This is a genomic window from Cytobacillus sp. QJM3NY_8 (assembly GCF_056173585.1).
The window spans coordinates 943,267-965,114 of the sequence record NZ_CM149681.1; the positions used below are offsets into that span (position 1 = coordinate 943,267).

Here is a 21,848-nt window from a genome sequence, read left to right on the forward strand (position 1 = left end):
TAAAATTTTCCCAACATGCAGGTATTCCCCTTCTAAAATAAGAATTCTTTAATACAAACCTGCCAAAACAAAGCAAAAAATGACAGGAAGACAAAAAGAGAAAAAGGTAGGATATAATCAAGGGAGTGATCAGTAATGTCATGGATCGTATCGCTGCAGAAGGCGATTGATTATATAGAGGAGCATTTGCTGGATGAGGATCTTTCCATCGGGAAAGCCGCGGGTGAAGCCAACTCCTCCGTATTTCATTTTCAGCGTACATTCGCCATTTTGACGGATATGCCGGTGGGCGAATATATACGGGGAAGAAGACTGACCCTCGCAGCACAGGAACTGGTCCGAACAGACCGCAAAGTGATTGATCTTGCCTATAAATACGGCTATGACACTCCCGAGGCTTTTACTAAGGCTTTCCGCAGGCAGCATGGCATGACCCCGACTGAAGCAAGAAATTTCTCCGGAAAGCTGAAATCATATAACCGCCTGGTAATTCAGGTGAGTCTGAAAGGGGCAGAACCAATGCAATATGCAATTGTCAAAAAAGAAGCTTTCCAAGTAGCAGGAATCAAAAAGGAGTTCTCATTGTGCAATGAAGAGAATCTGGCCGGCATCCCGAAAATGTGGGATGAAGTGAATAGCAACGGGACTGCTGACAAGCTATTTATGCTGAATAATGGCGAGATTAAAGGAGTTCTCGGTGTGTGTGTCGATAACCGCAGCAAGAAGCCTGACAGCATGGATTATTGGATCGGGGCAAGCTTTAAAGGCGAAAAGCCTGACAGCTTCGAGTGCCTGGAAGTCCCGGCCTCCAAATGGGCGGTATTTGAAGTACATGGCGCCATGCCGCATGCCATGCAAAACACCTGGAAAAAAATCTTCTCAGAATGGTTTCCATCCAGCGGCTATGAACATGCTGCTGCACCGGAGCTGGAAGTCTATACGGCAGGTGATGCTTCCAATTCTGATTATTATTCAGAGATCTGGATCCCGGTAAAATAAACAGGAAAACCTGCAGACGCCATATCTGCAGGTTTTGTTTTACACTTTCTTCTTCGGGATTTTTCCAATCCCCAGCTCCTTCGCTTCTTTCTGCAGAGCCTTGATCAGACTGAAGGTCATTAATGCCATGATGACGGAGAAAGGAAGAGCTGCTGCAATCATCGTATTCTGCAGTGCTTGAAGCCCGCCGGAATAAAGCAGAACCAATGAGATGGCAGCAAGCAATATTCCCCAGACCATTTTTATCTTATTGCCAGGATGGTGTGAGCCATTTGTTGTCATCATTCCTAAGACATATGTGCCGGAGTCGGCAGAGGTAATAAAGAATGTACAAATGAGCAGAATGGCGATAACAGAAAGGATCGTTCCCATCGGCAAGTTGGAAAATACACCAAATAAAGCTTCCTCAGTAGCCAATTCGGAAATTTTGGCAACACCGTTATGCTCTTGCATCATTGCTGTCCCGCCAAAAGTTGCAAACCATATGAAGCCTATTAGCGATGGCACAAGGAGGACCCCAAAAACAAATTCCCGGATGGTTCTCCCTTTTGAAACACGGGCGATAAAAATCCCTACGAAGGGTGCCCAGGCAATCCACCAGGCCCAGTAAAAAATCGTCCAGGCATTAATCCATTCCCTGACTTCTGGATCTAACGGCGCAATTCTGAGGCTCATGCCAGGCAAATTCTGCAGATAAGACCCAAGTGTATTGGTGAACAGGTTTAAGATGAACAAAGAAGGTCCCAGGAAAAAAGTGAGCAAAAATAGAATCACTGCTAAAATCATATTGGCATTGCTCAAGATTTTGATGCCCTTGCCAAGTCCAGACCATGCGGATACCATGAAAAGAACCGTAACAATAGCCACAATAATGAACTGGACTGTAATGCTAACCGGTATGCCAAAAAGATAAGACAACCCTCCGTTAATCTGCACAGCCCCAAACCCAAGTGTCGTTGCCACACCAATCACAGTCGCAACCACTGAAAGAATATCAATGATCTTCCCTGTTGCTTTCTGTGTATGGTCGCCTAAAATCGGCTTTAAAGTGGCACTGATCAAACCAGGTTCCCCGTGGCGGAAAATAAAGTAAGCCAAAACAAGCGCCACAATTCCATAAATCGCCCATGCATGGATTCCCCAATGGAAGTAAGTATATCTCATGGCATGCCTAATGGCCTGGTCAGTCCCTACCTCTCCGCCAGTTGGAGACCCAACTGCATAGTGATAAATCGGTTCAGCTGCACCCCAGAAAACCAGGCCGATCCCCATTCCCGCACTAAACAGCATCGCAAACCAAGTAGGGCGGGAAAATTCGGGTTTGTCATCCGGCTTCCCAAGCTTAATTCTGCCTAATGGACTTATTAAAAAGTACAAATTAACAATAACGATAAATGATACAAGAATTAAATAATACCAGCCGAATTTATCGGTGATAAAAGCCTGTACATTTGCTGTCACTCTCTCCAGCGAATCCGGGACAAAAACACCGAATAAAACAAGCAATAATAATATGCCCACCGATATATAGAAAACCATTAAGTTCTGCTTCACATACAATCTCCTTTCTTCTAATACCGCTTCCATTAGGATTAAATATATGGCAAGTAATTATGCGGAGGAAAAAGAAATTTGCAGGAATTTCCCATATGCTGACGAAATTCCATAGGTATATGGACAAGGAGGTAAGAGGAGATGCTGACATTATTTCGCTATAACTGGCAAGTGCGCGATGAGTGGTTTGAATGGTGCCGCCAGCTCTCAGCCGAAGAGCTGAATGCCAATCAGACTGGAGGAGTTGGGGGCATTCTGGAAACCCTTTTTCATATCGTGGATGTAGAATACAGCTGGATTTGTGCCATTCAGGGCAAGGAAGTGAAAGACCCCCTGTTTTCCGACTATGATGAACTGGAAAAAGTAAGGGCACTTTCTGAAGAATACCGCATGGAATTAGAAAGTTTTTTTCAGGAGGAATGGCCGGTTCCATATAATGAGTTTGTTACACCGCCATGGATGGAGAGGCAATATAAAAAGGGAGATATCCTGAATCATGTCATTGCCCATGAAATCCATCATATCGGCCAGCTGTCTGTATGGGCAAGAGAGATGAATCTAACGCCGATATCAGCCAATCTGATAGGAAGAGATTTAAATCAAATAAGGGGAATGGAAAATGATCAGAAGGCTAACTGAACTAGACGATGAAATTTGCTTCAGCTTTTTAAAGCAGCAGCCGGCTGAGAATCTGTTTATTATTGGAGATATTGAAGCATACGGCTATGAGCAGGAATTCCAAAAGGTGTGGGGAGAGTTCGATGAAAGCGGAAATTTAATCGCAGTTTTATTAAAATATGAAGAAAATTACATCCCCTTTGCAGCAGGAGATTTTAATGCCAGGGGGTTTGCGGAGATCATGCTCGGGGACCCGAATCTTGGGATGATGTCTGGCCTAAAAGCTGTAACTGCAAAAATTGAACCTCATCTTTCAAATCGCATAAAAAGAAAACGGGAAACTTATTATGCAAAGTGCGTGGAAATAACGGACGAAGGTATTGATGCATCAGCAGTTTGCCAGGCTGGCCCTGAAGATGCTGAACAGCTGGTGGAGCTTCTGAACAGCATTCCTGAATTCAGCGATTCAGCCATTACTGTTGAACGAAAACGCAGGGGTCTAAAGGATGGCTCATCCCGTTCTTTTTTTATTACAGAGGAGGGAAAAATGGTCAGCACCGCTTCAACTGCAGCCGAAAATTCCCTTTCTGCCATGGTCGTCGGCGTCGCAACAGATCGTAATTACAAAAAGAAAGGCTATGCCACCCAATGCATGGTCAAGCTCTGCCGCCAGCTTCTTTCGGAGCATAAAGAACTATGTCTGTTTTATGATAATCCGGCTGCCGGCACCATCTATAAACGCATCGGGTTTGAAGATATCGGTTTTTGGATGATGTACACGATAGAAAAGGAAATGTCTTGATCCAGGGCATTTTTTTGCGGGAATATTTCAAAAAAATCGTCAAATAGGACATATATCACCGAATTAAATAATGAGCTTCCATAAAATAAAGTTTGGGGGGATTTGAAAATTTTATTGGAGGGGTAGGAATGTATCAGCAAATCGCCATGTATGCGACTGTTTTCTTTGTGTTCCTGCTGGCGCTGGCATTTGCGTTTGTCTACGGAGAATCCAAGCGCAGCGGAGAGTATAGCACCATCCAGGAAAAAGGATATAAAATCAGGAAATTCTATTTTCTCGGGCTAATTGCCATTATGGCTTTTGCCACTGTTATGACGCTTGGCAGGCTGCCGTACGACAGCAATCAGGCCGAAGCGGAAGGCTTAAATGAAGGGAAAGTAGTGAAGGTAACTGGAATACAATATGCGTGGGAGATGAGTGAGGAAACATTTAAAGCAGGGGACAAGGTCCAATTTGATGTGACGGCTTCGGATGTTACCCATGGTTTTGGCTTATACAATGAGAATATGGAGCTTGTTGCACAAACTCAGGCAATGCTTGGATATACGAATACAGTTTATTATACTTTTAAAGAACCTGGAACTTATCAAATATTATGCCTTGAATACTGTTCAGCCGGACATCATGTGATGGTTAAAGAAATTGTTGTCGAACCGGAAGGGGGAGCTTCTGATGAATGAAGCGATTCACCCATTAGCCAGGAAAACAGTGGGTTGGCATCTGGCTGTAACTTCACTTGTCTTAATTCTTATGATGATCTTTGGTGTTATTATGCTGATGAATCAGGGTGAAATGATCAGCATCACGCCGCAGTGGTTTTATAAAATCATGACTGCGCACGGAACAGGCATGGTCGGCATCGCTGCATTGGGAGGAACGGCCATCTTATGGTACTTCCTGTCTAAATACGTAAAACTGAACCCTGCCATCCTCATTGTAAACTTTGTCCTTTTTTTAACCGGAGTCTCGATGGTTCTCATCGCCATTTTTGTCTTTGACTTTTCCGATGGCTGGACATTTTTATATCCGCTTCCTGCTCAGTCAGCCAAAATGTATGGGGCGGCAGGTGCGGTATTCTTCTTATCGGGCATGCTGGTTCTTGGCTTTGGTTTTTTAATTCTTTACATGTACCTGGCTGCGAGACTGACAGCAGTTTATGGGGGCCTTGGAAAGGCACTCGGATGGGATATCATTTTCAGGGGGAAAAAAGGATATGGTCCGCCTGCTGCTGTCGTGGCGACTGCCATGGTCATTATAACCAATTCGACTGCACTGCTGGCAGGAGCCACGGTGCTGGCGGCATCCCTCGTAAATATTATCAACCCGGCCGTCACGATGGACCCCCTGCTTGCCAAGCATCTTACGTATGCGTTCGGCCATATCTTTGCCAATTGCACCATCTATATGGCTGTTATTGCCGTCTATGAGGTCCTCTCAGAATATACTAAACGACCGTGGAAAGCTAACAAGGTTTTTTTTATTGCGTGGAACTGCTCGACACTCTTTACCTTAATGATCTATACGCACCATTTACTGATGGACTTTGCGGTGCCAAAATGGATGCTCATCATCGGGCAGGTGTTTTCCTATGCAAACGGCTTGCCCGTTATGGTCGTTACAGCCTACGGAGCGCTGATGATTGTCTACCGCTCGCGGATGAAATGGGACTTTGCATCAAGCCTGTTTTTCCTTTCCATGTTCGGATGGGTGGCAGGAGCAATCCCGGCTATCATTGATGCCACCATTGTCGTCAATCAAGTGATGCATAACACGAAATGGGTTCCGGGCCATTTCCATACGTATATGGGAATGGGTGTAGTCGCCATGATTATTGGGTTTATGTATTATTTTAATAAGACCGAAGGCAATCAGGAGCACAGGGGAATCGATACGTTCACCATTGCTCTCTATTTTGTTTTTTTTATGGGACTTGTGGGCTCTTTCCTTTATGCAGGCGGAATCAGTGCACCAAGAAGATGGTCAGAACACCTGCCGCAATGGGTGCTGTCCGACCAGGTAGGCGCAGTCAGCGGAATCTTTATCGTTCTGGCCGCAATCATCTTCACCGCAAGATTTTTTTCCGGGTTAAGATGTGTTGGCAGTCAGGTTCCTTACCAAAAAAAATCAGCAGCTGGCTGAGAAATAGGCGCTCTGGAGATTCTTCTCCAGGGCTTTTTTTATGATATAGTGATAATTAGGAATATTATAAATACATAAAGGTGATCTATGAAAATATTTAATTGGAAAATGGCGTCCTTTCTGCTGACAGGGATTGGAATATCCAGACTGGGAGATTTTATTTACCTGATTGCTATTAATTTGATTGTCTATGACATGACCGGATCAGCAGCTGCTGTAGCAGGATTATGGATCATAGGTCCAGTCACTTCCGTTTTAACCAATTCATGGAGCGGAGGCTTGATAGATCGGAAAAATAAAAAGAGCATTATGATTTGGACGGACTTGGCCAGAGCCATGGGTGTAGCTCTGATACCATTTCTCGGAAGCATTGGCTTCATTTATGCAGTCCTCTTTCTAATCAGTATGGCGAAGGCTCTATTTATGCCGGCTTCCGCAACGTATATAGCCAAGCTGGTTCCAATTGAAAGCAGAAAAAGGTTCAACTCCATCAACAGTCTTGTTACCTCAGGCGCTTTTATCGTGGGGCCAGCCATCGCAGGCGGATTATTTCTGATTGGAACCATCGAAACTGCCATCTATTTAAATGCGGCTTCCTTTGTCTTTTCAGCTGTCATCATCTGGGTGCTTCCAGATATGGATAAAGATTTAAAGTCCCCTTCTGTACAAACATCAGCCTATGAAACGCTCCGGGATGATTGGAAGCAGGTTATCATGTTTGCCGGGAGAGAGGTTTTTATCATTTCTGTTTACGGGTGTTTTCTGGCATTCGGTTTGTTCTCGCTCGCAATGGATTCCCAAGAAGTTGTGTTTATCCAGGATGTTGTGGGGCTGACAGAAGCGGATTATAGTTTCCTTGTCAGCATCAGCGGGATTGGTTTTGCGCTGGGAGCTCTCTTTATCACCATCGTTTCAAGAATGCTTAGCATCAAACAGCTCATGGGCTATGGCATGCTTTTGACCGCAGCGGGTTATCTGATTTATGCATTGGCAGACTCCTTTATGCTGGTGGTCATGGGATTCACTGTACTGGGCATTTTTAATGCTTTCTCAAGTGCGGGATACCAAACCTTTTATCAGAATAATGTGCCTGTGGAAATTATGGGCAGAATGACAAGTGTGATCGGTGTCATCCAAAGCTTTGCTCAGATTATCCTGCTCTTTGGAATCGGTGTTCTCGGAGATCTGTTTCCGCTCCGTTATACGATTGTCATTTTAGCAGTCCTGAATTTAATCCTTTCTCTTTATGTCTGCCGGCAGCTGCTGAAGCCGGGGAAGCAGCAGTATTTTTCAGAAACAACCTCCTCTTAAAAGAAACGCCGGCCCAATTGGACCGGCGCGGGCATTAATTCCTCATAATGATATAAATCAAATCACTAGTGTTGCGTTAATTTAATTTGACTATTGGAAATACTTAAAATGTTCAATTTTATTATTTTGTGCAAAGAAAAAGTCCTTTATAATGGATAAGTCAGGTGGTAACCCGTCCAAATCCACTATAAAAGGACATACGCATGGACAAGATTACACGAAAAAATTCATTTGGACAATGGTTTTCACCAATAAACCTTCAATTATTTGAAGAACAGGTGAAAACGATGAAATTAGATTACTATACGAAAAAACTAACGACTGAGTCATTCCTTAAATTACTACTTTTTGCGCAACTACAAGAAATCGAAAGTCTGCATGCACTAAGCGATAGTCTATTCGATGACCAGCTTCAAAAAGGAATCGACCTTGATTCTATCAGTATTTCTCAGCTGTCACGCCGATTGAATGGGATGAATCCAGATATATTCCAAAGGCTTTTCCTTGATTTAGTATCACAAATTCATACCAAAACGTACTATACGAAACTTGTGATGCCGTTAAAAATTATTGATTCAAGCACGCTGCCACTCAATTTAACCAATCATAAATGGGCAAAATTTCGCAAAACAAAGGCGGGAGTAAAGTTGCATCTCCGTCTTGTGTTTATGGAAAAAGGTACTTCCTATCCTGAAAAAGCCGTTATGACAACTGCAAAAGAACATGACCGTGGTCAGCTTGAAATCATGGTGGATGACAAGGAATGCATGTATGTGTTTGATCGTGGCTATCTAGACTACGAGCGCTTTGATCGCATGACTGATGATGGCTACTTTTTTCTTTCCAGACTACGTAAAAATGCAGTCATACGGGAAGTTTTCGATTTTAACCTACCAGAGAAAGCGGCTGTTTTGTCAGACCAAATGGTATTGATTGGTACGACTCAAAACCGTGCTGAAAATTACTTTCGCCTTCTAAAAGTGATGGATTCAAAAGGAAATGAACTCCAGCTTATTACGAATCGTTTTGATTTGAGTGCCGAAGAAATTTCGGAGATGTACAAATCTCGCTGGGCAATTGAGCTATTTTTTAAGTGGATTAAACAACATCTCAGCATCAAAAAATTCTACGGTCAAAGCGAATGGGCAGTTCAAAATCAAGTGTTTATCGCACTGATTGTTTTTTGCCTACATGTTCTCGTACAAATCGAAACAAAAAGTAAGCGAAAAACCTTACAAATTAGCCGTTATTTAAGGGCTGCATTGTGGAAACCAGCGAATATCTGGCTTCGAAAGATTGAAGGAAAAGCCATCCCTTAAATAAACAAATTGTCGTTGTCGCACAGGTCTAATTGTAAATAAAATCCAAATGGATGGAGCCACCTTTAATAGGGTATTTACCTTTTTGGCTCTAATCAAGAAAGATGATTAAACTGAAAATTATGACATTATTTATACAACACTAGTGAAATCAAATACATAATGTAAGAGGCTGCGAGAAAGCCGCCCTCATATTTTCCTACAGCATAATGGCTTCTTGAGAAGATGAGGAGCACAAATGTGATTAAAATTAAAATCGTAATATCGACGAATATCTTAGGGTCCACAGGGAGCGGTGATATGGCGGCTGAAGTCCCGAGGACAAACAGGATGTTAAAGATATTGCTCCCAACAATATTTCCAAGAGCGATTTCACTTTCTTTTTTTATGGCTGCGGCGACAGAGGTCACCAGTTCCGGCAGAGAGGTTCCGATGGCAACAATCGTTAAGCCAACCAATGTTTCACTCATTCCCAAAGAGTAAGCAATCTCTGTACTGCTTCTGACTACCAAATCACCGCCAAAAATAATGGCAGCCAATCCGGCAATCGTCAAAAGGCTTTGCTTCGACCATTGTCCAGCGCTTGTTTTTATAGGATCAGCATGGGTACTGCTTCGGCTTTCCCGGGCCACTTCAAATAAATAGTACATGAATACAGCAAAAATCAGCAGCAAAACAAGGCCATCACTGCGTGAAACCACATTGCTGCCGATTGAGTCCAGATATGTATCACTAATGAAAATCATAAGTGCGGCAGTGGCAAGCAAAGTGAATGGAATCTCCTTGCGGATGGTGGTGCTCTCCACTTTCAGGGGAAAAATCATGGCGGTAATGCCGACAACCAGTGTGATGTTAAAAATATTACTGCCGACGACATTCCCGATAGCCACATCGGCATTGCCATCGAGCGCTGCCAGAATGCTGACTGTGGCTTCAGGCGAACTTGTTCCAAACGCAACGATTGTCAGCCCGACCAGCAGCGGAGAAATCTTGAGAAACCCGGCAATTTTTGAAGCGCCATCCACAAAGAAGTTTGCCCCTGCTATTAAAAGGGCAAATCCTATGATCAGAAGTAAATATGACACTTTTCGAAGCACCTCCTATAATTACTATGATTATCCAATTATGGATTGTATTTAGTAAATCTTCAACTAAAAGCCACCGGAATGTTATGCCGGCGGCTTCGTTTGTTTTTCCGCTTCTTTTTTGAGCTCCTCATACCAGATCTGAGTTTCTGAGGAATCTTTGCTGTTAACAAATATCTGCTCATCTTTGACCTCAATGTATAGAATGGGCGTATGCTCTTTTTGGATGAATAATAGGCTGCTGCCATAGCCAGTCACTTTGAAATGTCCCTGTGCAAGAGTAGGGAGGCCGATACCATTTTGTTTCCAGGTTACTTCAGGCATCTCCTCCAATAATTGTACGGACTGAATATCCCGATAATCCCACTTATCTCCGTACATCCCGGAGATTTCAATTGAATCCTCCTCTAATGCCATTTCATAGCCTTTATGACTGTAGACGGTCAGATAAACGATAGGGCCAAACGTTACAATGAAGAGAATGCTGGCAATTATATAACTGCGTTTTCTTTTGGCCGGCACTTCATATCTGGATAAGTAGACGAGTCCGCCAAGCAATATGACCAGCATGAAGCCGAATTGCGCTTCGGCTGCGAATCTGAATTCGGTAAACGAGAGAGGCAGGAGCACCAGCATTCCGATAGCGGTGCCTATAAGCAGGCTTCCGATTTTTTGCGGATACCTGTTTTCTATTAATGATTCTTTCTCTTCTTCGGGCCGCGATGCGAATCCGGAAATGAGCCAGTAAGCCTTTTTGAATCTTACAGCCCACCCGAGAATCAGGAAGAGCGCGATCACGGCAATTTGTGTAATGACAAGTCCGATCATGGGAAAAACCTCCTTACTATTCTTACGGAGAAAACCGCCGTTTTGTTTCGTATTTGGTATAATAATAAGACAGTATCTTTTAAAAAATGTATTGAAATAAGGGGAGGAACATCCTTGAAAAGCAAAAATATTTTATTTTATATATTGCTGGTACTTTTGCTCACTACCGTTGTCAGCATTGTTATGGGCTATCATACCTTCGGCTTTGGGGTAGGGTTTCTGTTCGCATTTCTGTCTCTTTCCACAGGATATTTCTATTCCATGAAAAACCGGGAATATATGCATCAGAATTATCATGCCGACTATGTGGACCGATTAAAGAACGATAAAAAGATCTAAGAGCGGTTCCGCTGGCATTCAGCACTCCTCTATTATATGCTTAATTTAAAATGAATAGAGGAGGCTGGCCATGAGAAACAAGGAAAAGATGGGGCTGCTGCTGGATGTGGAGACGACGGGACTTGGACCAAATTCCGATGAAATCATCGAACTGGCATTAAAGCTGTTTTCCTACCGTGCGGATACAGGGGAGATCCTTGATATTAAGGATAAAGCTGCATTCCTGCGGGAGCCCATAAGCAAATCGGCCAAAAACAATTACAGCCGCGCTTTTAGAGTTCACGGAATTCCTTATGAAGCTGTCAGCGGTAAATGCTTTGATGATATCAAAATAAAAAAATATTTCTTTCATGCCGATTCCGTTTTCGCTCATAATGCATCCTTTGACCGCAGCTTTTTATACCGGATGTATCCTGAAGACATCAACGAATTAAAATGGTATTGCACAATGAGAAGTGTCCCATGGAAGGAATATGGTTTTACAGACAGCAAGCTGCTGACGCTCCTTCAGTCCCATCAGATTGCAGAAAGCCAGACGCATAGGGCTATGGATGATATTACATACCTCTTAGAACTGCTGAAAAAAACAAATCCTGCCGGGGATTTCTATATGCGTGATGTTCTGGCAAAAGGTCCGATGAGAAAATACCAGCCTGCGATGCAGGGCCGGCTTGGTTAAAAGGCAATACAGCAAAAGAGTGCACTCAGGCACTCTTTTTTTTTGGCAATTTTTCTTTTCTTATTCACTCTTCAGCAGGGGCAGTATGATTTTCACTGTCGTTCCCTTGCCAATATCGCTGTCATATTCTATCGTTCCTTGCATTTCACGGATGATTTTGTTCGTAACCATGCTGCCAAGTCCTGTTCCCTTCGTCTTTGTTGTATAAAAAGGCAGTCCGATATTCTCTAATTGCTCGGATGTCATGCCCCGGCCGTTGTCTGAAATGGTTATTTCAACCGTGTTGTGAAAATAATCAGCAGAGGTGAAAATTTGAATCCTTCCCTTTTCCGGGACTGATTCTATACCATTCTTGATCACATTCATGATGGCCTGTTTTAGGTGGTGTTCATCTCCCTGCACATAAAAAGGCCCTTTATCCGCGTATTCAATCACCACATTGGCATAAGAAGCAAGGGGTCTCATGAGCAGTACGCAATCCTGAATCACGTCATGCAGGGGGACATTAGCCAGATGGAACTGCTCGGGCTTTGAGACTTTTAAATAGTTTGTAATGATGCTGTTTGTACGATCCAATTCCTCAATAATGAGCGGGGAGAACTTTTTTAAGCTCTCATCCGACGTATCCTGGCTCAAATATTGAATGAAGCCCCTCACAGTGGATAAAGGATTTCTGATTTCATGTGCGATGGAAGCTGCCAGCTGGCCGACCATTGTCAGCTTATCCATATACATCATTTCACTGATCTGTTTATTCGTTTTGAAAAGATTTTCGATGACAAAAATAAGTGCAATAAATGTCAGGTAAAACGCAACGAAGTAAGTCAGGTAAAAGAATGTATCAAGAAAAATGACGGCTGTGGCAATGATGGATATATATAAGTAAAAATAAAAGAACAGAATAAAAGAACCAGTCACTACACGATGGCTGGAATTAAGAAACACTCGTCTTAGGGAAAGGGTAATCACAAATGCCAGAATGGAAACCAAAATTCCAATATAAATGAACTGTCCGCCTATTAAATAGCGGGTAATGACGGTACTCAGCATCACAATAGAGCCGGGAAGCCATCCTGTATACAGCGTCACGATCATGATGGCGACCATGCGCAAATCAAAATGGGTTTCCCCCAGCGTTTCAATAGGATAAAACATGCATAAAAGTGCTCCGAATGAGCCGAGAAGTCCGTAAATCAATTTTTGTTTAAGGGTAAGAGGGGTCTTTGTCTGATATGGAAAAAACAAATTCCCGTTAAACGTAAATGAAAAAAGTATTGTAATGTTTACCAGTAAAGGCTTGATCAGTGTAACCAATAGTCTCCTCCCAGTATAACCAAATCTAGTGTAAGGGAACTGTCCCTATTAACGTAAAATTTGTTTTACCCGGCCAACCTGTCCATCTTCGAGTCTCACTTTTATACCGTGCGGGTGAGAAGGTGACTTTGTTAGAATGTCTTTCACTATTCCTTCTGTCAGCACACCTGTCCGCTGATCCTTTTTAAGAACAATTTTTACTTTTAACCCAGGCGCGATTGCAGCGCGATTCTGCCCTTCCATTATACACCCGTCCGTTTCCGCTGGTTATTGGTCTTCTTTGTCTGCTGGCTTTTCAATGCTTTCGCCGATTTAACCGGAGTATTATTGAACTTTCCGCCTGCCTGCTCTTGTTTTTTATTCATAAGCTGCTGTTTCATTGCTTCTTTTAAGCTGATTTTTTTTCGATTATTGTCTTCTATATGAGTCATGTTAGAGTCTCCTTTATCTACATATCCCTCTATTATAAATCATTAAACAGTTAAAGGAAATTTCACAGAGGAATAATCTTTTTACCTGTAACTTTTCAGAAAAATAAGTCTTTTAGACCACGAGAAATCTTATAAACCATCCTTTGTTCCTATTTTGAAAATACTGAATATTTTGTACTATTTAGATTACAGAAACAGATTATAGGGAGTGAGTCAAATGTTAAAAGTTCTATCCACTTCAGCTTTATCCCTTGCTTTAGCAGGAAGTGCCGTTTTTGCAGGAGCGGGACCGGCAGATACTCAGGCAAAGCAGGAAAGTAAATATCAAATCAGTCTTGCCCATCATGTAGGTGCGTCGCCGGAGCTTGCTGCAAAAGCAAAGGAATTGGGAATCGATCTATCAAAGGTCGATCCGGCTGAGAAAGCAGCAAAGGCAGGAGCCAAGTTCCAGCAGCCTGGTGCCCATCATGTGGCGTATAAAGCAGCAACAGGAGATATACCGGTTCTTGTTCTTCTGGCAAAGTATTCGGATGGTGATGAGCCGGTCGGTGATATGCCTGGACAAGTTCCAGCTGAGTATTATGAGGATTTAATTTTTGGAACAGAGTATAATCCTTATGAGCTTCCTCAATTCCAGAAATATGATGGTGAGAATGTTCCAAAGGACCGCACGATGCAAAATGCTTATAAAGAATCCAGCTATGGAAAAACCAACCTGGTCCGCAAGGAAAACACCGAATTTGTATGGGTAGAGATGCCTAAAGGTGCTTCATACTACTTGGATCAGGAAGGTAAATATGCTGAAAATGGTACATACGTTAATGGCAATGTGAATGGGGATGCCCATACAGGCGAATTCATCCGTGACTTGCTGAAAGCGGCAGACGAGCAGGTTGACTTCTCGAAGTATGCTGAGAATGGGGAAGTGCCTAATATCTTCGTCATTCATGAAGGTACAGGAGCTGAATTCAGCCGTGACCCGGCACAGTTCTGGTCACATAAGTGGAGCCTGCTAAGTGCTTTATATTATGGGAAATACTATGAAACTGGCAAACCTGCAGATGTACATGCTGGCATGTCTCAAAATGAATGGATTAATAAAACAGTTGCAGAAGATATGACCTATGACGGAGTAGTAGTCAATAACTACAACATTCAGCCAGGCATCGGCGGAAACGTTGCCGGTTTCGATGCAGCTACTAATACCTACAAAGAAGAAGCAAAAACGGGTCCATTCCCTGCACAAACCGGGGTTTACGCTCATGAATTTGGACATGCGCTAGGATTGCCTGATTTCTATGATACGGTTTACAGCTCTGAAGGTGTAGGAAACTACTCAATGATGGCAGGCGGCTCCTGGATGCGCTATCCGGATGCTGCAGCTTATGCAGGAAACTCTCCAACGCACTTTGATCCGTTCTCTAAGATATTCTTGGGGTGGGTAAATCCAATTGAAGTAAAGCCTGAAGATGGCGTGAAAGAAATCACGCTTCCGGCGATCAATAAAGCAACTGCTGATAACGGCATCGTCAAAATGGAAGTGCCGGGCTCTAATGGCACTGAATACTTCCTATTTGAAAACGTTCAGCAGGATGGCTTTAACAAAGGCTTAATTCGCCAGGGGGCAGATTCTAAAGGGTTAATGGCATGGCACGTAGATGAGAACATCATCAACCTGTACCAGACTGCCGGCTTCCGTCCAAACAACGTGGAAAACTGGATGAACAAACGCTTCCAGTACAACCAATCTGAAACAGCAAGTGATGGTACAGTTGTAACTCACTACGGTTTATCTGTTCTTCAGGCTGATGGCAAGTATGACTTGGAGAAAAATCTAAACCGCGGTGATGCAGGAGATTTCTTCAAAACCGGAGGGAAAATCACACCTGTATCCGGAAATGTTCACACTGGTTCTTACTACTTCTGGAAGGGCTATAGCTCAACGCCGGCTGATTCCGGAATCCATGTAACTGACATTAAAGAAAATGCCGATGGATCCATCACGGCGAAATTCTACTATAATACAAACAGCAGCAAAAAATAATAAACTAAAAATCCGAGCGGGTTGGCCTGCTCGGATTTTGGTTTAAAGACTATTTTTTTCATAAACTTTTAAGTTAGCATAAATCGCACCGATAACAGGAGCATCCAAATCCAGCAGCGCAGCTTTTTTCAGCAAATATCCAAAGAAATGATCGGCTTCGATAGCCTGCTGCTTTTCCATATCGCGCTGCAGGGAGGATTTCATTTCATAGCCCATTTCGTTTATTTTTTGAACCTGTGCATCTTCAATCCCATCAGCCAGCGGAGCATCCAAGCCCCTCATAATAGCAGATGCTTCCTTCAAAACTATTTTAACGGTATTTAATCCGAATGCCTGATCTCGAATCGGCCCGATGGGTGAACGGAACAGGGAAGTGACACCAGAAAGTGTGGAGATAAAGAGGTACTTATGCCACATCTCCTGTTCGATATTTTCGGATAGGCGGAAGTTTGCTTTTGTACCTGAAAATGCCTCTTGAAGCTTCAGGATCCGCTCTGTTTTTTCACCGGATCGTTCCCCAAAAACAAAGTCATGGACCGGGCTTGTCTGAATCACTTTCCCATTTTCACCAAGAGTGGTTTCAATAAAGCAAAGGCCGCCAAGAACGTTCGCTGCCCCAAAAGCGGCTGTTAGTTGATCCATATGTGCGATTCCATTTAAGAGAGGAAGAATCAAGGTACTATCGCCTGTGAAGGGACGGATATCCTCTATAGCTCCCTCAAGATGATAGGCTTTTGTAGAGAGCAGGATGACATCGAATGCATCTGCCTTTTCTCCGGCCTGGATCGTTTTCGGCTCATGAAAAGTCATATCCCCATGCACACTTTCCGCTAGAAGCCCGTATTTCTCAAGCTGCTGCTTTCGTTTCTCCCTTACCAAAAAAGTAACATCCTCGCCTTTTTCCAAAAGTCTTCCGCCAAAATAGCCGCCAATGGCGCCGGCTCCGATAACTAATATTCTCATTTTTTTGTGCCTCCTTAGGTTAAATGGAAAAGTGCACGCATGAACGTGCACTTTTGCTAAGTTAAATAGTAGAATAATCCGATTACAAATATTGCACCAAAAATCAATTTAGCAAGGAGAGGAAGAGAATCTGTCCCTTTTTCGTTTACTTTCTTCTCTTCCTCATTTACCGTTTCACGGTATTTTGGACTGCAGCAGCCCATTAAGCGGATTTCTTCCAGCCGGAAATATCTTCTTCCAGCGGCAGGTTATTCGCCCGAGCCTTTTTAGCAGCGGAGAAGAATAGTGCCACTAGAATGACGGTACCGATGGCTCCGCCAATCCAGGAAGCATTCATTGATAAACCGAACCCGATTTGCGCATTAAAGATATACGTTAGGACCATTAACAGCATGAAGATTCCAGGTATAAGGGAAATCCAGTAATTTTTCTTCGCGATATACAAGTACATGGCACCGACAAACAGCGCGATAACCGCAGTTGATTGGTTAGCCCAGCTGAAGTATCTCCATAAGATGTTAAAGTCGATTTGCGTAAGTGCCAAAGAAAGAGCAAACAATGGGATAGCGATCCACAAACGGCTGGAAATTTTCTTCTGGGAGAAGTTAATATAGTCAGCAATAATCATTCGTGCACTTCGGAAAGCTGTATCTCCGGAAGTGATCGGAAGGACCACGACACCAAGAATCGCAAGTGTTCCGCCGATTGCCCCAAGCATTAAGGTAGAAGCTTCGCTTACAACGGCACCAGGACCTCCGTTAGCAAGGAAATCACTTAATCCGTTATAACCATCGAATAAGCTCATTGCGGCAGCAGCCCAGATCATGGCGATAACACCTTCTGCAATCATCATGCCATAGAAAATCTTGCGTCCCTGATTTTCATTCTGAGTTGTACGGGAAATAATCGGCGTCTGTGTTGCATGGAAACCGGAAAGAGCACCGCAAGTGATAGTGAAAAACAGCAATGGGAAAATAGGTGCGTTAGCCGGATGGAAATTCTGCAGAGAAATTTCCGGAATATCGGCACCAGTTGCCACTAAACCAATACCTACGCCAAATGCGCTGATTAAAAGCAATGCGCCAAAGTATGGGTACAGGCGGCCGATGATTTTATCAACAGGCAGCAAAGTCGCCAAAATATAATAGATGAAAATTGCAGCAATGATTAGAGTTAGTGAGATTTTTTGATCCATTACCACATAAAGCAGATCAGCCGGAGTTGTAACAAACACCGTACCAACCAATAACAGAAGAAGAACGGCGAAAGCGTTCACAACATGCTTCATGACTTTCCCGAGGAACTTGCTCGCAAGCTCAGGCAAATGCGCGCCGCGGTTGCGGATCGAAATCATTCCAGTTAAATAATCATGAACGGCACCGGCAAAAATACAGCCGACCACGATCCAGATAAAGGCTACAGGTCCGTAAAGCGCTCCCATAATCGGGCCGAAAATCGGACCAGTACCTGCAATATTCAATAGCTGAATCAACGAGTTCTTTGGTGTGCTCATTGCGATATAGTCCACACCGTCAGCATGCGTGTAGGCAGGAGTCGTCCGTGCCTCCTTCACACCGAATACTTTTTCAACAAACTTGCCGTACGTAAAATAACCAATAATTAAAAGTGCAATACAGACTAAAAAAGTAATCATCATTATCCCCCTTTATGAATGCGTTTACATTAATTATATAAGAAGAGAAGGAAATTTGAACAATTTGTGTCCAACATGTAAAAAACAAAGATTAAAATGCAGTGATGGGGGATTAACATGCATCGAAGGGTGGGAATGTATAGAAAATTCGTTATATTTAGTGGTTAGCAGTCCAGTTAAACTAAATATATAGTGCCAAAGCGATTTGGAGAGTGCAATCCCCATCGATTTTGGCGCAATTCCCAGTAAAAAGAGCGCAAACCCGTTCTCAAAGCGCAAAAAGATCCCAGATAAGCGCAAACAGACACAATAACAGCGCGAAACCGAAGCAGAAGAGCGCAATCCCCATCGATTTTGGCGCAATTCATAGTATAAAGAGTTCAAACCCGATTTTAAAGCGCAAAAACATCCCAGATAAGCGCAAACAGGCAAAATAACAGCGCGAAACCGAAGCAGGAGAGCGCAATCCCCATTGATTTTGGCGCAATTCCCAGTAAAAAGAGCGCAAACCCGTTCTCAAAGCGCAAAAACATCCCAGATAAGCGCAAACAGGCAAAATAACAGCGCGAAACCGAAGCAGAAGAGCGCAATCCCCATCGAATCTGGCGCAATTCCCAGTAAAAAGAGCGCAAACCCGTTCTTAAAGCGCAAAAACCTCCCAGATAAGCGCAAACAGGCAAAATAACAGCGAGAAACCGAAGCAGGGAAGCTCAATCCCCATTGATTTTGGCGCAATTCACAGTAAAAAGAGCGCAAACCCGTTCTCAAAGCGCAAAAACCTCCCAGATAAGCGCAAACAGGCAAAATAACAGCGCGAAACCGAAGCAGGGAAGCGCAATCCCCATTGATTTTGGCACAATTCCCAGTAAAAAGAGCGCAAACCCGTTCTCAAAGCGCAAAAACCTCCCAGATAAGCGCAAACAGACACAAGAACAGCGCGAAACCGAAGCAGGAGAGCGCAATCCCCATCGATTTTGGCGAAATTCCCAATAAAAGAGCCCAAACCCGATTTCAGACCCCCCTCAGAAAAGCAATCAATCTCTGAATCACTGCAATCCCCCTCAAAAACTTCCCCCCACAAAAAACAAAAAGGCACCGTCACCGATGCATTTTCACAATTCCAATCGCACCCGCAGTGCCTTCACATAGTTCCGGCTCACAGACAGAAGTTCTTCCCGGCCTTCCATCTCAAGCTGGTATGCCCCGTTGAACCAGGGGGTGAGTCGTGTGACATAATCCAGATTCACCAGATAGCTTTTATGAATCCGGAAAAAGCTAAAGGGAAGCAGCCGGCTCTCCAAATCTTTCAGGGGGGTTTTAGTTTCATGCTCACCGGTTCTGGTTATAATTCTGGATACTTTTTCATCCCGGTAGATATAGAGGATTTCTTTTGGCTCCAAGTAAAGTATTTCTCCATCTTCTTCAACAGCCAGTTTGCCGGCGGGCTTGCTGGTGTCATTTTCTTTTTTGGCACCAATCAATTTTTCCACTCGCCTGATGGTCTGTTCGAGCTGCTCCTCGTCGTAGGGCTTCAGTAAATAATCGGTTGCTTCATAGCGGAAGGCTTCAGCAGCAAACTGCGGGTAGGCGGTTGCAAAGATAATGAGCGGCACTTTTTTTAGCTCCTGCAATGATTTGGCAGCTTCCATCCCGTTCATCCTGGGCATCTCCACATCAAGGAAAACGACGTCCGGCTGAAGCTGGATGGCTTTCATCACGGCCGCTTCGCCAGATTCAGCCTCGCCGACAACCTGGATAGCAGGAAACTCCTCGAGTAAATGCTTTAATTCATCTCTGCTGTATCGTTCGTCATCAGCGATTAAAATTCGGATCGTTTTTTCCATCAGTTTTTTCCTCCGTTTGCGGAATGGCGAATTGTATGTCAGTGCCGAAGCCTGGAGTGCTGGCAATTTGCAGCGAAGCTTCCTCACCAAACATCATGGTCAGCCGGCGGTTTACATTGTACAATGCAAGTCCGGAGCCCGATTCTGACTGCAGGGTTTCTTTGCCGAGCTGTTCGGCTCTTTCCCGGCTCATTCCCTGTCCATTATCCTTCACTTTTACTAACGTCATTCCATCCTGTTTCTGAATTTTGATCATAATGATACAGTCCTGTTCCTTGTTCTTAATCCCATGCTTTACGGCATTTTCCACAATCGGCTGCAGAGTGAGCGGCGGGATTCTTTCCAAAAGGGCATCTTCATCAATGTCGTATATAACTTCGAGCCGATCCACAAACCGGGTTTCTTCAATTGACAGATAGGCCTTTACATGTCTGAGCTCCTGTTCAAGGGTCGTACAGCTGACTGTTGTGGCCGTCAGATTTTGCCGCAGAAAATGAGATAAGGAAACGAGCAATTTCCTTGCCTGGGCAGGCTCGATCCGCACAAGGGAAATAATCGTATTTAATGAATTAAATAAAAAATGCGGTGATATTTGCGCCTGCAGTGCTTTAATTTCAGCTTCCTTTGCCAGCTGGTAGGCTTTATCAGCCTCAGCGATCTCGAGCTGATTGCTGAGCAGTACACTTAGCCCGGAAATTAGCTCCATCACGAGATTAGTCATTTCTTTTTCCGAAGTGAAGTAAAACTTCAGCGTTCCGATGGTTTCGCCGCGCAGCTTTAAAGGAGCGACAATGGCTGCGCCAAGAGGACAGTTTTCCTGCCGGCAGTGAATGGTCTGGTCATTGGCAACCACAATTTCCCCGTTCTGAATGACATCCCGTGTTATCTGTGTCTGGATCGGGCTTCCGGAGCGGTGGTGGTCATTTCCAAGGCCGACATGGGCAAGGATTTCGGTGTGATTGGTGATTGCAACTGCTTTCATCTGAAGTTCCTTATGTAAAATCAGGCAGACTGCCAGTGCGGACTTATGATTAATCCCTTCACGAAGGTGTGCAAGCGTCTGGTCAGCAATCCGAAGTGTTTTCTGTGCATGAAAAGCTCCTGCTTTTTCTTCTTCGTTTATGACATTTTTTATGATCAGTAAAAATAGGGCACTGCCAAGACCATTTGCTATAATCATGGGAATTCCAATCATTTCGACTAGCGCAACCGCTTTTTCTATAGGCCGTGACATACCGAGAATAATCAGCATCTGTACGGCTTCAGCCGTAGCACCGATGAAGAATGCCGACGATAGCTTCACATGTTCATTTTTCCGGCGGAAAAATCCGGCAAGTAGCCCCGCCACTATCGACGCCAAACCGCAGGCAATCCCGGTAAAGCCGCCAAGCGTAAATCGGTGGAATCCTGCTATAATTCCTGCCCCAACTCCTACTTTAGGACCGCCAAGCAATCCGGCGAGCACAACCCCGATCACCCTGGAATTGGCAATGGCTTCATCTGTAGCAAGTTCGGATGCCCAGCGGTTAAACTGCAGTGTGTCCGTATTGAAGGCCAGCCCTGAATAGGTTCCAATGATGCCAAAGAAGCCGAAAAAAAGAATGGCTTTATACTCCTGCTGCCGTTTTAATCTTTCGCCATAAATCATCTCTCTGAAAAAGCGGAACCTTGTCAGAATCAGCGCAATGGTGACAATGATTCCAAGCCGCTCCAGCATCGTAATCAGCAGTTCCAGCATCCTCAGAACCCCTTTAACCAAGTTAGTTAACATTATTCTAATGGATTAAAGAGTAAATGAAAAATAACCCGTTTGAATTTTTCAAAAAAATGTACAGGCTTTTCCTGCATATTTGTCGAAAATTAATTGATTAAAGGGTCAGGAGGGTTTTTGGATGCTTCTTTCTGATAGAAATTGGAGCTGATAA

21 protein-coding genes are annotated in these 21,848 nt (G+C 43.8%); 10 read left to right on the top strand and 11 right to left on the bottom strand.

From position 1 onward, the window contains the following. The first annotated feature begins 135 nt into the window (after positions 1–135). Positions 136–999, top strand: coding sequence for an AraC family transcriptional regulator (locus tag AC0VZ9_RS05070; protein WP_019382624.1), 864 nt, complete (start codon positions 136–138; stop codon positions 997–999). Between the two features lie 39 nt (positions 1,000–1,038). On the opposite strand, the gene AC0VZ9_RS05075 is transcribed toward AC0VZ9_RS05070, so the two are convergent. Beyond that, a complete protein-coding gene (locus AC0VZ9_RS05075; protein WP_475397084.1) occupies positions 1,039–2,553 on the bottom strand; it encodes a glycine betaine uptake BCCT transporter in 1,515 nt (504 codons plus the stop codon). Positions 2,554–2,694: 141 nt separating this feature from the next. Here AC0VZ9_RS05075 and AC0VZ9_RS05080 point away from each other — a divergent pair, with 141 nt between their 5' ends. The 6 genes from AC0VZ9_RS05080 to AC0VZ9_RS05105 all read left to right on the top strand — a co-directional run bounded on the left by AC0VZ9_RS05080 (position 2,695) and on the right by AC0VZ9_RS05105 (position 8,742). Further along, entirely contained in the window at positions 2,695–3,192 is a 498-nt protein-coding gene (locus AC0VZ9_RS05080) for a DinB family protein (protein ID WP_475397085.1), read from the top strand. Beyond that, entirely contained in the window at positions 3,173–3,973 is an 801-nt protein-coding gene (locus tag AC0VZ9_RS05085; protein ID WP_071157485.1) for a GNAT family N-acetyltransferase, read from the top strand. Before AC0VZ9_RS05080 ends, AC0VZ9_RS05085 begins: the two co-directional genes overlap by 20 nt. A gap of 128 nt (positions 3,974–4,101) precedes the next feature. After that, a complete protein-coding gene (locus AC0VZ9_RS05090) occupies positions 4,102–4,653 on the top strand; it encodes a cytochrome c oxidase subunit II (protein WP_475397086.1) in 552 nt (183 codons plus the stop codon). Further along, entirely contained in the window at positions 4,646–6,112 is a 1,467-nt protein-coding gene (locus AC0VZ9_RS05095) for a cbb3-type cytochrome c oxidase subunit I (RefSeq protein WP_475397087.1), read from the top strand. Before AC0VZ9_RS05090 ends, AC0VZ9_RS05095 begins: the two co-directional genes overlap by 8 nt. A gap of 87 nt (positions 6,113–6,199) precedes the next feature. Further along, positions 6,200–7,423, top strand: a complete 1,224-nt coding sequence (locus AC0VZ9_RS05100) for an MFS transporter (protein WP_009335043.1) — start codon at positions 6,200–6,202, stop codon at positions 7,421–7,423. A 203-nt stretch (positions 7,424–7,626) separates the two neighbouring features. Next, entirely contained in the window at positions 7,627–8,742 is a 1,116-nt protein-coding gene (locus AC0VZ9_RS05105; RefSeq protein ID WP_115596674.1) for an IS4 family transposase, read from the top strand. Between the two features lie 128 nt (positions 8,743–8,870). On the opposite strand, the gene AC0VZ9_RS05110 is transcribed toward AC0VZ9_RS05105, so the two are convergent. Continuing rightward, a complete protein-coding gene (locus AC0VZ9_RS05110) occupies positions 8,871–9,827 on the bottom strand; it encodes a calcium/sodium antiporter (protein ID WP_475397088.1) in 957 nt (318 codons plus the stop codon). Positions 9,828–9,911: 84 nt separating this feature from the next. Beyond that, positions 9,912–10,655, bottom strand: coding sequence for a DUF3784 domain-containing protein (locus AC0VZ9_RS05115; protein WP_475397089.1), 744 nt, complete (start codon positions 10,653–10,655; stop codon positions 9,912–9,914). A gap of 114 nt (positions 10,656–10,769) precedes the next feature. Between AC0VZ9_RS05115 and AC0VZ9_RS05120 the strand changes: the two genes are divergently transcribed. Next, positions 10,770–10,994: a hypothetical protein gene (locus tag AC0VZ9_RS05120; protein WP_009335040.1), complete on the top strand. Its 225-nt coding sequence runs from the start codon at positions 10,770–10,772 to the stop codon at positions 10,992–10,994. Between the two features lie 70 nt (positions 10,995–11,064). Then, a complete protein-coding gene (locus tag AC0VZ9_RS05125) occupies positions 11,065–11,673 on the top strand; it encodes an exonuclease domain-containing protein (RefSeq protein ID WP_475397090.1) in 609 nt (202 codons plus the stop codon). Between the two features lie 60 nt (positions 11,674–11,733). Here the strand turns inward: AC0VZ9_RS05125 and AC0VZ9_RS05130 are convergent, their stop codons facing one another. Genes AC0VZ9_RS05130 through AC0VZ9_RS05140 form a run of 3 tightly spaced genes read right to left on the bottom strand, consistent with a single transcriptional unit; the run spans position 11,734 to position 13,418 of the window. Further along, the gene (locus tag AC0VZ9_RS05130; protein ID WP_009335038.1) at positions 11,734–12,987 is read right to left on the bottom strand and encodes an ATP-binding protein; all 1,254 of its coding nucleotides are present in this window, start codon (positions 12,985–12,987) and stop codon (positions 11,734–11,736) included. A gap of 48 nt (positions 12,988–13,035) precedes the next feature. Continuing rightward, positions 13,036–13,230, bottom strand: a complete 195-nt coding sequence (locus AC0VZ9_RS05135) for a YwbE family protein (protein ID WP_009335037.1) — start codon at positions 13,228–13,230, stop codon at positions 13,036–13,038. Beyond that, positions 13,230–13,418, bottom strand: a complete 189-nt coding sequence (locus AC0VZ9_RS05140) for a hypothetical protein (protein ID WP_009335036.1) — start codon at positions 13,416–13,418, stop codon at positions 13,230–13,232. Before AC0VZ9_RS05140 ends, AC0VZ9_RS05135 begins: the two co-directional genes overlap by 1 nt. Before the next feature lie 217 nt (positions 13,419–13,635). On the opposite strand from AC0VZ9_RS05140, the gene AC0VZ9_RS05145 reads away from it, so the two are divergent. Beyond that, complete coding sequence (locus AC0VZ9_RS05145; RefSeq protein ID WP_475397091.1) at positions 13,636–15,462, top strand: M6 family metalloprotease domain-containing protein; 1,827 nt, start codon at positions 13,636–13,638, stop codon at positions 15,460–15,462. Positions 15,463–15,504: 42 nt separating this feature from the next. Here the strand turns inward: AC0VZ9_RS05145 and AC0VZ9_RS05150 are convergent, their stop codons facing one another. The 5 genes from AC0VZ9_RS05150 to AC0VZ9_RS05170 all read right to left on the bottom strand — a co-directional run bounded on the left by AC0VZ9_RS05150 (position 15,505) and on the right by AC0VZ9_RS05170 (position 21,661). Next, positions 15,505–16,425: a ketopantoate reductase family protein gene (locus tag AC0VZ9_RS05150; protein WP_475397092.1), complete on the bottom strand. Its 921-nt coding sequence runs from the start codon at positions 16,423–16,425 to the stop codon at positions 15,505–15,507. A 202-nt stretch (positions 16,426–16,627) separates the two neighbouring features. Further along, positions 16,628–18,079 (bottom strand): carbon starvation CstA family protein, encoded by a 1,452-nt coding sequence (locus AC0VZ9_RS05155; RefSeq protein ID WP_217025791.1) that lies wholly within the window; start codon positions 18,077–18,079, stop codon positions 16,628–16,630. 516 nt (positions 18,080–18,595) lie between these two features. Further along, positions 18,596–18,847 (bottom strand): hypothetical protein, encoded by a 252-nt coding sequence (locus AC0VZ9_RS05160; RefSeq protein WP_475397093.1) that lies wholly within the window; start codon positions 18,845–18,847, stop codon positions 18,596–18,598. A gap of 344 nt (positions 18,848–19,191) precedes the next feature. Further along, positions 19,192–19,923, bottom strand: coding sequence for a LytR/AlgR family response regulator transcription factor (locus AC0VZ9_RS05165; RefSeq protein ID WP_009335032.1), 732 nt, complete (start codon positions 19,921–19,923; stop codon positions 19,192–19,194). Continuing rightward, entirely contained in the window at positions 19,892–21,661 is a 1,770-nt protein-coding gene (locus AC0VZ9_RS05170) for a sensor histidine kinase (protein ID WP_009335031.1), read from the bottom strand. Before AC0VZ9_RS05170 ends, AC0VZ9_RS05165 begins: the two co-directional genes overlap by 32 nt. Positions 21,662–21,848 lie beyond the last annotated feature (187 nt).

Coding starts and splice junctions, on each gene's coding strand:
- AC0VZ9_RS05070 (WP_019382624.1), top strand. CDS start 136: ATGTCATGGATCGTATCGCTGCAGAAGGCGATTGATTATATAGAGGAG.
- AC0VZ9_RS05080 (WP_475397085.1), top strand. CDS start 2,695: ATGCTGACATTATTTCGCTATAACTGGCAAGTGCGCGATGAGTGGTTT.
- AC0VZ9_RS05085 (WP_071157485.1), top strand. CDS start 3,173: ATGATCAGAAGGCTAACTGAACTAGACGATGAAATTTGCTTCAGCTTT.
- AC0VZ9_RS05090 (WP_475397086.1), top strand. CDS start 4,102: ATGTATCAGCAAATCGCCATGTATGCGACTGTTTTCTTTGTGTTCCTG.
- AC0VZ9_RS05095 (WP_475397087.1), top strand. CDS start 4,646: ATGAATGAAGCGATTCACCCATTAGCCAGGAAAACAGTGGGTTGGCAT.
- AC0VZ9_RS05100 (WP_009335043.1), top strand. CDS start 6,200: ATGAAAATATTTAATTGGAAAATGGCGTCCTTTCTGCTGACAGGGATT.
- AC0VZ9_RS05105 (WP_115596674.1), top strand. CDS start 7,627: ATGGACAAGATTACACGAAAAAATTCATTTGGACAATGGTTTTCACCA.
- AC0VZ9_RS05115 (WP_475397089.1), bottom strand. CDS start 10,655: ATGATCGGACTTGTCATTACACAAATTGCCGTGATCGCGCTCTTCCTG.
- AC0VZ9_RS05125 (WP_475397090.1), top strand. CDS start 11,065: ATGAGAAACAAGGAAAAGATGGGGCTGCTGCTGGATGTGGAGACGACG.
- AC0VZ9_RS05135 (WP_009335037.1), bottom strand. CDS start 13,230: ATGGAAGGGCAGAATCGCGCTGCAATCGCGCCTGGGTTAAAAGTAAAA.
- AC0VZ9_RS05140 (WP_009335036.1), bottom strand. CDS start 13,418: ATGACTCATATAGAAGACAATAATCGAAAAAAAATCAGCTTAAAAGAA.
- AC0VZ9_RS05145 (WP_475397091.1), top strand. CDS start 13,636: ATGTTAAAAGTTCTATCCACTTCAGCTTTATCCCTTGCTTTAGCAGGA.
- AC0VZ9_RS05150 (WP_475397092.1), bottom strand. CDS start 16,425: ATGAGAATATTAGTTATCGGAGCCGGCGCCATTGGCGGCTATTTTGGC.
- AC0VZ9_RS05155 (WP_217025791.1), bottom strand. CDS start 18,079: ATGATTACTTTTTTAGTCTGTATTGCACTTTTAATTATTGGTTATTTT.
- AC0VZ9_RS05165 (WP_009335032.1), bottom strand. CDS start 19,923: ATGGAAAAAACGATCCGAATTTTAATCGCTGATGACGAACGATACAGC.
- AC0VZ9_RS05170 (WP_009335031.1), bottom strand. CDS start 21,661: ATGCTGGAACTGCTGATTACGATGCTGGAGCGGCTTGGAATCATTGTC.